Raw genomic sequence first — 9742 nt, forward strand, 5'->3', positions numbered from 1 at the left:
AGATGCACGCGATCCGGCAGCACGAGTTCGGCCCGGCGGAAACCCTTCTCTACCAGGAGGTCCCCGACCCCTCACCTGGTGAGGGGTCGGTCAGGATCAGGGTTTCCGCCTCGGGCGTGCACCTGATCGACACCACGATCAGGGCCGGGATCGGCGGCGGCCCGATGCCGCTGCCCGAGCTGCCGATGACCCCGGGCCGCGAGGTCGCCGGGGTCGTCGACGCGGTCGGCCCCGGCGTTTCCGACGACTGGCTCGGCCGCCGCGTCGTCGCGCACCTCGGCATGGCCAGCGGCGGCTACGCGGAACTGGCCGTGGCTCAGGTGGAATCGCTCTACGACATCCCTTCTGGTGTCTCGGACGGTGCCGCCGTCGCGATGATCGGCACCGGCCGCACCACCATGGCCGTCCTGCACTCCGCCGCCATCACCTCTGATGACGTCGTGCTCGTGACCGCTGCCGCGGGCGGTATCGGAAACCTCTTGGTGCAGCACGGGCGCAACGTCGGCGCGACCGTCATCGGCCTCGCGGGCGGCTCGGCGAAGGTCGACCTCGTGCGCGGGCTCGGCGCGGAGATCGCCGTGGACTACACGCAGGAGGACTGGGCCGCCCAGGTCCGCTCACTGCTCGGCGACCGCCAGGTCACCCTCGTCCTCGACAGCGTCGGCGGCTCCGTCGGCCAGGCGTCGCTCGACCTGCTCGGCGCGGGCGGGCGCGTCTACTTCTTCGGGTGGTCCGCCGGGGAGTCCACCAAGATCTCGCAGGAGGACCTGTGGGCCCGCGGCCTCACCGCTGGCGTCGCCATCGGCCCCACCGTCATCCAGCGCGCCGGCGGCCTCCGCGCTCTCGAACGCCGCGCCATGGACGCGCTCGCGGCCGGCGAACTGATCCCCTTGGTCAACCCGCCCATCCCGCTCAGCGAGGCCGCCTCCGCGCACACCGCCCTCACCACCCGCGCCACCATCGGCAAGGTCATCCTCACCCCCTGACCCCACGTCTCCACGCCGCTTAAGCCCTGAACGACCCGTTCAGGGCGTTCAACGCGTCAAACGGGCCGTTGGCTGACCCGCCACCACCTCGCCGAAGCGCGCGCTCCGACCGCCTCCGGCTTCGCGCTGAATGACTCGTTGAGGTGATTCAACGGACTGAACGAGTCATTCAGGTGGTTGGGCGCACCGAACGGGCCGTTGGGGGTGCCACGACCACCCGCGATCTCCTCGAACCGCACGCCGAACGACCCGGTCACCGCAGCCGCGAGCGCCCGCCGGGAAGTCCCTGAATGACTCGTTGAGGTGGTTGGGCGTGCTGAATGACTCGTTCAGCACGTTCAACGGACTGAACGAGTCATTCAGGTGGTTGGGGTGCGGCGCGCTCGATGATGGTGCGGAGGGCTAGCGCCAGGTCCTCGCCGGTGGGGGCGCGCTCCGGGTCGAGCAGGCGCTGCACCATGAGGCCCTGCATGAGCGCCACGTAGAAGGCGCCCACGGCTCGATCGGCGTGCTCGGCGTCGACCGGGGGAGCGGACTGCGGCGTCGGCGCGGGTGCGGGACCGAAGAGGCCGGAGAAGGCGACGCGGGCGTGCTCGACGTCGCCGGAGAGCCGTTCCTTCAGCTCGGGCAGGCGTTCGGCCTGGTTGAGCGCCTCGAAGGTGGACACCCAGAGGTTGCGGTGCTCGGCGAGGGAGGCGACGACGGCCTTCCACAACGACTCGAAGCGCTCGATGAAGGGCGCCTCCGGATCGGGTGACCACATGGTGGCGACGGCGGCCGCCCACTCCTCGGTCGCCTCGATGAGCGCGGCCGTCAGCAGCGCCTCTTTGGAACCGAAGTGATACCCGATGGAGGCGAGGTTGGCGCCGGAGACAGCGACGATGTCCCTGGCTGTCGTGCGCGCGTAACCCCGCTCGTACAGGCACTGCTTCGCTCCGGCGAGCAGATCTTCGCGATGTCCCACGGAGTGAGCCTATCCATTCATACGTACGTACGCCCCTGTGCGTCCCGCGCTCGGTTCACCGGCTCAAGTAAGTTCCTCGTGAACCACTCCGATCATGGGAGCGCAGGAGTTGAACCAGCCGCGACACGGCCTTCCGGCCACCCACCCGCAGCGCTACCAGCAGTGGGAGGTCGACGACGCGCACCTGCGGAGCACCAGCGGGCACTACGCGCAGTGGAGAGCCGGCCTGAGCAGGGCGTTGTGGGCAGCCTTCCCGGTGCTGGCGCTGAGCGTCTGGGCGATGACGGGGCCGTGGTGGGCGATCGCGCTCGGCGTGGTGGGCGCGCTGCTCGCCATCGGCGGCGTCGTGCTCGTCCTCGCGGGTCGGCGGCAGCCGTGGCGCCCCTACCGCGGCGGCCAGGTCGTGCCGGGCGTCGTGCTGGAGGTCGGCAAGGACGGCAGGGCGGCCGTGCTGGTGATGGCCGAGATGTCCCGCTCCCCCACGACCGTGCCGCGTTTCGCCCTGCGCCTGGTGCAGCTGCCCGGCGGTGCGATGTGGTCGCCCGGCGAGCGCATCCCGTGCGTGGCCTACGACCTCAGCGGCCGGAAGTCGGCCTACTGGTCGCACTTCGACGCCTCCCCGGTCTCGTGGGCGATCGCCGACGCGCAGGTGCTGCGCGAGGTCACCGCGTCCATCGACGCGGCCGAGTGGGTGCTGCTGGGCGAGCTGGCCCACGGCGCGAGCCAGCTCAAGGGCAAGGACCGGCCCCTGGTGCTGCCCGCCGACAAGCTGCCCCCGGAGCTGCGTTACCCGCAGCAGCGCTTCGGCGTGGAGCTGGCGTGGGACGACCGCGGCCAGCCGCACGTCTCGCCGGAGGCCGTCCCGGTGTTCCCGCTCATCCGGGGGACGTCGTGGTCGCCGAAGAACGGTCAGCGGCGCTTCGACTTCCAGCCCGATCGCGGCCACGCGCGCCAGTACAACGAGATCTACCGGCGGGGTGACCGGCCGTGGCTGATCACCGTCGGCATGACCAGCGCGGTCCTGGCGCTCGCCGGAGCCGCGTTCGTCCTCAGTGGACAGTTGTGGGGCTACGTCGTCGGCGGCTGCCTGCTCGGGCTGGCGGTGCTCGGCGGGCTGTTCCTGCTGCGAGCGCGGCGCACCAACGGCAGTCCCTACCAGTACTTCCGCCGGGGTGCGCTCAGCCCGGGGATGATCTCCCACCTGGACAGCGCCGGCGCCGCGACCGTGCTCGTGATGGCCGACGTGACCACGACGCGCGACGTCCCCCGGCGCTTCGCGCTGCACACGCTGCGCGCGGAGCACCTCCCGGGGCACCCGCTCTCGGTCGGCGAGCGGGTTCCGGTGACGTGCCGCTTCTCCAGCAGCCCGGACCACCCGTGGGCGCGCATGGGCTACTGGGACTTCGTCGTCGCCGTCCCGGTCGCGTGGGGCACCGCCGACAAGGCCACGATCAAGCGCGCCGTCGAGGAGATCGACGAGATCGAGTGGGCCTACCTGGAGCACAACCTGGAGCGCGCGCGGATCGTCTCCGGGACCACCGACCACACCCTCCTGCTGACCCACGAGGAACTGCCGCACCGCATGCGCGGGACCTGATCAGGGGTGGGGTTAGCCCCACCAGCGGTGTGCGGGCCGCCGGATGGAACGGGCAGCGCCGAGAGAACAGGCTTGTGCCATGACCACGAACGCGACCGGCATCGACCGGTACCAGCCGGTCCCGGTGACCTGGGCCCAGGCTCGCAGGGACTTCGGCTACCTGATTCCCGGCCTGTTCATCGCGCTGGCCACGTTCATCCCGCTGATGGTGACCTTCTGGCTGGGTGTCGGCCTGACGGTGATCTGGATCGGCATCGGTATCCTCGCCGGCTGCCACGCCGCGGCGCGCGGCTACGCCTCCGGTGAGCGGGCGCGGGTGCGCTGGCTCTACCGCCGCGACCTCCCGCCGACCTACTACCGCCGCAACGAGGGGCGCGGCTTCGGGCGGCTGTGGCGCTCGCTCCAGGACCCGCAGTCCTGGCGGGACCTGCTCTTCGGCTTCGTCCAGCTGCCCGTGCGCGTGGTGACCTGGTCGCTGACGATCACGTGGTCGGCGGGCGCGCTCGGCGGCGTGACCTACCCCCTGTGGGAGTGGTCGCTGCCCAACGACAACGTGCACCTGTTCGCGCTGCTCGGGATGAACTCGGAGTTCATCCACCTCACCGGTTACGTGGCGATCGGGTTGTTCTTCGCGCTGACGCTGCCGTACGTGCTGCGCGGGCTGGCCGCCTTCGAGGCGGGCATGGTGCGGCTGATGCTCACCAACGAGGCCGCCGCGCTGCGGGCCCGCACCGAGCAGCTGACCACCAGCCGCACCGCCGCCGTGCAGGCCGAGGCGCAGACGCTGCGCCGGGTCGAGCGCGACATCCACGACGGCCCGCAGCAGCGGCTGGTCCGGCTGAACATGGACCTCGAAGCCGTGCGCCGCAGGCTCGACGACGATCCCGAGGCCGCGCGCCCGCTGATCGAGGAAGCGCTTGTGCAGAGCCAGGAAGCGCTGTCCGAGCTGCGCGCGGTCTCCCGTGGCATCGCCCCGCCGATCCTCACCGACCGAGGCCTGCGCGCGGCGCTCACGGCGACCGCTGCCCGGTGCCCCGTCGAGGTCGCGCTGGACATCGACCTGGAGACCGGTGAGCGGCTGCCCGAATCCGTGGAGAACGCCGCGTACTTCGTGGTCAGCGAGGCCCTGACCAACGTGGCCAAGCACTCCGGGGCGTCCCTGTGCACCGTCACCGTGCGGCGCGACGCGCACGTGCTGCTGCTCCAGGTCCGCGACAACGGCAACGGCGGCGCGCACGTCGGCAAGGGCCACGGTCTCTCCGGCCTGATGGACCGGCTCTCCGCCGTGGACGGCAGGCTCGACATCGCCAGCCCCTCCGGCGGACCGACCGTGCTCACCGCCGACATCCCCCTGACCTGAGCCGTGCGCACCGGTAGCGTTACCCCTCGAACTCGAAGAGGGGTGACGCGGTGCGCGTTGTGTTGGCCGAGGACTCCGTCCTGCTGCGCGAGGGCCTTGTCCGGCTGCTCGGCGAGGCCGGGGCGACCGTCGTGGCCGCCGTCGGTGACGGTGACTCGCTCGTCGAGGTCGCGATCGAGCACCGGCCGGACATCGCCGTCGTCGACGTGCGGATGCCGCCCTCGTTCACCGACGAGGGCCTGCGCGCCGCCATGCGCGCCCGCTCCGCGGTGCCCGGTCTCGGCGTGCTCGTGCTCTCGCAGTACGTGGAGGAGTCCTACGCCTCCGACCTGCTCGCCGAGGCGGGTCAGCCCGGCTCCGGCGGCGTCGGTTACCTGCTGAAGGACCGCATCTCCAAGCTCGACGAGCTCTCCGACGCGCTGCACCGCGTGGCCGACGGCGGCACCGTGCTCGACCCCGAGGTCGTCGCCGGGCTGTTCGCGCTGCGCCGCCGCAACGACCCGCTGACCGAACTGACGCCGCGTGAGCGCGAGGTGCTGGCGCTGATGGCCGAGGGCCGCACCAACACCGCCATCGCGCGCTCGCTGTCGGTCAGCGGCGGGGCCGTGGAGAAGCACATCTCGTCGATCTTCACCAAGCTCACGCTGCCGCCGTCCAACGACGACCACCGCCGCGTCCTCGCCGTCCTGGCCTGGCTGAAGGCCTAGCCAGGCGTGCCGGGCGGCTGGCCCCTCGGTGACGTGCGGGCGCTGCCGGAGGAGTGCCGCGTCGACGGTCGCTGGCGGATCAGCGACATCGTGCTGCGCTGAGCCTCGACCGGGCCGCCGTTGAACGGTCGTGAGCGACCGTTCGGCGCTCCGAGACGTGACCTGGGCCATTTGTAAAGACCCCCGGTTGGCGATGTCGGTGTGGCGTTCGCCATACTCTTCTCCGACGCTCCTGGCCAGGGGGCGAGGGCTCGCTCTTCCCGCGTTTTCGCCGGTGATCGCCCCTTCCCCCGGTTACGGCTGGTGAGAGCGCTTTGCGCCAGGGGAGTGATCAACGCGTGGCACCTTGACGGATGGTCGCGTTGAGGTCACTCTGTCCCTGAGCAGTGGGCGGTTCTTCTGGCCGGTCCCACTCGACAGTCGCCGTTCGCGTGGCTAGACTGCCCCTTTGCGCTGCCCTCTTTCTCCGTGCCCTACCCCGGGGCTTAGGATCTCAGGGCACTACCGCACCTCTTGACAACTGTGCTAGATGGGTCGTCCCCGGCTCAAGCTGGCAACAGTCCCTGGAAGGACGCATCTTGGCAGTCTCCCGCGCGACCAAGGCCACTGCGACCAACTCCACGGCGGGGATCCCTGGAGCGCCCAAGAGGGTCTCGTTCGCGAAGATTCGTGAGCCCCTGGAGATTCCCGACCTCCTCGCTCTGCAGAACGAGTCTTTCGAATGGCTCATCGGCGCCGATGCCTGGTTCCAGCGCCGCATCGACGCAGGCGACGAGAACCCCTCCGGTGGCCTCGAGGAGGTCCTCAACGAGATCTCCCCGATCGAGGACTTCTCCGGCACCATGTCGCTGTCCTTCTCCGACCCGCGCTTCGACGAGGTCAAGGCCTCCGTCGAGGAGTGCAAGGACAAGGACATGACCTACGCGGCGCCGCTGTTCGTCACCGCGGAGTTCACCAACCACACCACTGGCGAGATCAAGAGCCAGACGGTCTTCATGGGTGACTTCCCCCGGATGACCGACAAGGGCACCTTCGTCATCAACGGCACCGAGCGGGTCGTGGTCTCCCAGCTCGTGCGGTCCCCTGGCGTCTACTTCGATCACGCGATCGACAAGACGACCGAGAAGGACGTCTACAGCGTCAAGATCATCCCGAGCCGCGGCGCGTGGCTCGAGTTCGACGTCGACAAGCGCGACACCGTCGGTGTGCGCATCGACCGCAAGCGCCGCCAGCCGGTCACCGTGCTGCTGAAGGCGCTGGGCTGGACGACCGAGGCGATCCGCGAGCGGTTCGGCTTCAGCGAGACGCTCATGCAGACGCTGGAGAAGGACCACACCGCGGGCCAGGACGAGGCCCTGCTCGACATCTACCGCAAGCTCCGCCCGGGCGAGCCGCCGACCAAGGAGAGCGCGCAGACCCTCCTGGAGAACCTGTTCTTCAAGGAGAAGCGCTACGACCTCGCCAAGGTCGGCCGCTACAAGGTGAACAAGAAGATCGGCACCAACATGCCGTTCACCACCGGCGTGCTGACCGAGGAAGACATCGTCACCACCATCGAGTACCTCGTGCGCCTGCACGCGGGCGAGGTGAAGATGTCGGTCGGCCAGGGCGAGGACGTCGTCGAGGTGCCGGTCGAGGTCGACGACATCGACCACTTCGGCAACCGCCGCCTGCGCACCGTCGGTGAGCTCATCCAGAACCAGATCCGCGTGGGTCTGTCCCGGATGGAGCGCGTCGTCCGCGAGCGGATGACCACCCAGGACGTCGAGGCGATCACGCCGCAGACCCTGATCAACATCCGCCCCGTCGTGGCGGCGATCAAGGAGTTCTTCGGCACCTCGCAGCTGTCGCAGTTCATGCAGCAGACCAACCCGCTCGACGGCCTGACCCACAAGCGCCGCCTCTCGGCGCTCGGCCCGGGTGGTCTCTCCCGTGAGCGCGCGGGCTTCGAGGTCCGCGACGTCCACTCCTCGCACTACGGCCGCATGTGCCCGATCGAGACCCCGGAAGGCCCGAACATCGGCCTGATCGGCTCGCTCGCGTGCTTCGGGCGGGTCAACCCGTTCGGCTTCATCGAGACGCCGTACCGCAAGGTCGTCGACGGCCAGGTCACCGACCAGATCGACTACCTGACCGCGGACGAGGAGGACCGGCACGTCATCGCGCAGGCGAACGCCGTGCTCGACGACGTCGGCAACTTCACCGAGGAGCGCGTCCTCATCCGCCGCAAGGGCGGCGAGGTCGACCTGGTCACGCCGCAGGGCGTCGACTACATCGACGTCTCGCCCCGGCAGATGGTCTCCGTCGCGACCGCGATGATCCCCTTCCTCGAGCACGACGACGCCAACCGCGCGCTGATGGGCGCGAACATGCAGCGCCAGGCGGTCCCGCTGCTGCGCAGCGAGTCCCCGCTGGTCGGCACCGGCATGGAGCTGCGCGCCGCGATCGACGCGGGCGACGTCGTGGTGGCCGAGAAGGCCGGTGTGGTCGAGGAGCTGTGCGCCGACTACGCCACGGTGATGGCCGACGACGGCACCCGCCAGACCTACCGGCTGCACAAGTTCCGCCGTTCCAACCAGGGCACCTGCATCAACCAGAAGCCCATCGTGAACGAGGGTGACCGGGTCGAGGTCGGCCAGGTCATCGCGGACGGCCCGTGCACCCAGAACGGCGAGATGGCGCTGGGCAAGAACCTGCTCGTCGCGATCATGCCGTGGGAAGGCCACAACTACGAGGACGCGATCGTCCTCTCGCAGCGCCTCGTGCAGGACGACGTGCTCACGTCGATCCACATCGAGGAGCACGAGATCGACGCCCGCGACACCAAGCTGGGCGCCGAGGAGATCACCCGGGACATCCCGAACGTCTCCGAGGACGTGCTCGCCGACCTCGACGAGCGCGGCATCATCCGCATCGGTGCCGAGGTCCGCGACGGCGACATCCTCGTCGGCAAGGTCACGCCCAAGGGCGAGACCGAGCTGACCCCCGAGGAGCGCCTGCTGCGCGCCATCTTCGGTGAGAAGGCCCGCGAGGTGCGCGACACCTCGCTGAAGGTCCCGCACGGCGAGACCGGCAAGGTCATCGGCATCCGGGTCTTCAGCCGCGAGGACGACGACGAGCTGCCCCCCGGCGTGAACGAGCTGGTCCGGGTCTACGTCGCGCAGAAGCGCAAGATCCAGGACGGCGACAAGCTCGCCGGCCGCCACGGCAACAAGGGCGTCATCGGCAAGATCCTCCCCGTCGAGGACATGCCGTTCCTCGCCGACGGCACCCCCGTCGACGTCGTGCTGAACACCCACGGTGTGCCCCGTCGTATGAACATCGGCCAGATCCTGGAGATCCACCTCGGGTGGATCGCCCAGCAGGGCTGGAGCATCAACGGGGACCCGGACTGGGCCAAGCGCATGCCGGAGGAGCTGCTCCAGGTCGACCCCGGCACGAACACCGCCACCCCGGTGTTCGACGGTGCTCGCGAGGAGGAGATCACCGGCCTGCTGTCCTCGACCCAGCCCAACCGGGACGGCGAGCGGATGGTCGGCGGCGACGGCAAGGCACAGCTGTTCGACGGCCGCAGCGGCGAGCCGTACCCGTACCCGACCTCGGTCGGCTACATGTACATCCTCAAGCTGCTGCACCTGGTCGACGACAAGATCCACGCCCGTTCGACCGGTCCGTACTCCATGATCACCCAGCAGCCGCTCGGCGGTAAGGCCCAGTTCGGTGGCCAGCGCTTCGGTGAGATGGAGTGCTGGGCGATGCAGGCCTACGGAGCCGCGTACACGCTCCAGGAGCTGCTGACGATCAAGTCCGACGACGTGATCGGCCGCGTGAAGGTCTACGAGGCCATCGTCAAGGGCGACAACATCCCCGAGCCGGGTATCCCCGAGTCGTTCAAGGTGCTCCTCAAGGAGCTCCAGTCGCTGTGCCTGAACGTCGAGGTGCTCTCCAGCGACGGTGCCGCCATCGAGATGCGCGACACCGACGACGAGGACCTGGAGCGCGCAGCCGCGAACCTCGGAATCAACCTGTCCAGGGTCGAGTCGCCGTCCGTCGACGACGTCATGAATTGACCTCGCTGCCCGGGAGCGGGGAAGGGCACCCCGCCCACCCGCTCCCGGGCAGCGAGGT

Annotated in this window: 6 protein-coding genes; 5 read left to right on the top strand and 1 reads right to left on the bottom strand. The window is 69.7% G+C overall.

All coding sequences use genetic code 11. The annotated features are described in order from the left end of the window. Window positions 1–2 precede the first annotated feature (2 nt). Complete coding sequence (locus tag CCN37_RS11790) at window positions 3–986, top strand: zinc-binding dehydrogenase (RefSeq protein WP_086820767.1); 984 nt, start codon at window positions 3–5, stop codon at window positions 984–986. A gap of 355 nt (window positions 987–1341) precedes the next feature. Here CCN37_RS11790 and CCN37_RS11800 read toward each other — a convergent pair whose 3' ends face one another. Beyond that, on the bottom strand, window positions 1342–1950 hold the full coding sequence (locus CCN37_RS11800; RefSeq protein ID WP_086820769.1) for a TetR/AcrR family transcriptional regulator: 609 nt from the start codon (window positions 1948–1950) through the stop codon (window positions 1342–1344). A 109-nt stretch (window positions 1951–2059) separates the two neighbouring features. Between CCN37_RS11800 and CCN37_RS11805 the strand changes: the two genes are divergently transcribed. From CCN37_RS11805 to rpoB, 4 genes are all read left to right on the top strand, one after another. Next, window positions 2060–3547 carry a DUF3239 domain-containing protein gene (locus CCN37_RS11805; RefSeq protein WP_168200634.1) on the top strand — a complete coding sequence of 496 codons (1488 nt, stop codon included), beginning with the start codon at window positions 2060–2062 and terminating at the stop codon, window positions 3545–3547. Window positions 3548–3626: 79 nt separating this feature from the next. Further along, window positions 3627–4907, top strand: coding sequence for a sensor domain-containing protein (locus CCN37_RS11810; protein WP_168200635.1), 1281 nt, complete (start codon window positions 3627–3629; stop codon window positions 4905–4907). Between the two features lie 50 nt (window positions 4908–4957). Continuing rightward, on the top strand, window positions 4958–5614 hold the full coding sequence (locus tag CCN37_RS11815; RefSeq protein ID WP_086820772.1) for a response regulator transcription factor: 657 nt from the start codon (window positions 4958–4960) through the stop codon (window positions 5612–5614). Window positions 5615–6192: 578 nt separating this feature from the next. Continuing rightward, on the top strand, window positions 6193–9684 hold the full coding sequence (gene rpoB / locus CCN37_RS11820) for a DNA-directed RNA polymerase subunit beta (protein ID WP_086820773.1): 3492 nt from the start codon (window positions 6193–6195) through the stop codon (window positions 9682–9684). Window positions 9685–9742 lie beyond the last annotated feature (58 nt).

Source organism: Allokutzneria sp. NRRL B-24872 (genome assembly GCF_002155965.1).
In the GTDB taxonomy this organism is placed as follows: domain Bacteria; phylum Actinomycetota; class Actinomycetes; order Mycobacteriales; family Pseudonocardiaceae; genus Allokutzneria.